At 46.9% G+C, this 834-nt stretch carries 1 protein-coding gene and 1 other annotated feature (1 of these 2 only partly in view); the gene reads left to right on the plus strand.

Annotation, left to right across the window (positions count from 1 at the left end; genetic code table 11):
* Nucleotides 1–803 (plus strand): IS256 family transposase (locus GJR95_RS41395; RefSeq protein ID WP_162392056.1); only part of this gene is annotated, 803 nt, incomplete at its 5' end.
* An 18-nt stretch (nt 804–821) separates the two neighbouring features.
* Nucleotides 822–834: a sequence feature (16S ribosomal RNA rRNA prediction is too short), on the minus strand; it runs 587 nt beyond the window's last position.

An 834-nucleotide genomic window follows, 5' to 3' on the forward strand; every position in this document is an offset into this window, starting at 1 on the left:
CTGCTATTACAGACAAAGTCATCCCGGCCATGCGGGAGTGGCAGAACCGGCCATTGGAAAGTCTGTACACCTTGGTGTGGCTAGACGGCATTTATTACAAAGTGCGTCAGGATGGTAAAGTGGTCACCCGAGTACTTTACAGCGTGATCGGCCTGAGTCTGTCAGGCAAAAAGCAAGTACTCGGCATTTACACCGCTGAGAGTGAATCGGCTAAATTCTGGCTGACGGTGCTGACGGATCTTAAACAACGGGGAATAGAAGATCTCTTGATTGCCTGTGTAGATGGCTTGAAAGGGTTTGATACGGCCATTGCCAATGTGTTTCCGGCTACTACTGTGCAACTCTGCATTGTTCACCAACTCCGCAACTCTTTCCGTTTCGTACCCGACAAGTTATTGAAAGAACTGGCCAACGACCTGAAAACGGTTTATCAAGCACCTAATCGGGAGCAAGGCTTAGAAAACCTATTGGTTGTACAGGAAAAATGGGGCTCAGCTTACCCCAAAGCGATCCAACCTTGGGTGGAGAAATGGGAGTTGTTGTCGCCATTTTTTGACTATCCAGCCGCGATTCGTAAGGTGATGTACACTACCAATACGGTGGAGGGGTATCACCGTCAGTTACGCAAAGTGACCAAGACCAAAGGGGCTTTTAGCTCGGATGTGGCTTTACAAAAGTTAGTCTATCTAGTGATCCAGAATTTGCAGATTAAATGGGAAACGACGACCTATAATTGGAAAGAGATCATTAATCAGTTCAGCATTATCTTTGAAGAACGAATCAAATCGCATCGCATCGAATAAAACCTGCTGACACAGTTCAGCGAGCACTCCC

It is taken from the genome of Spirosoma endbachense (assembly GCF_010233585.1).
GTDB classification, from domain to species: Bacteria; Bacteroidota; Bacteroidia; order Cytophagales; family Spirosomataceae; genus Spirosoma; species Spirosoma endbachense.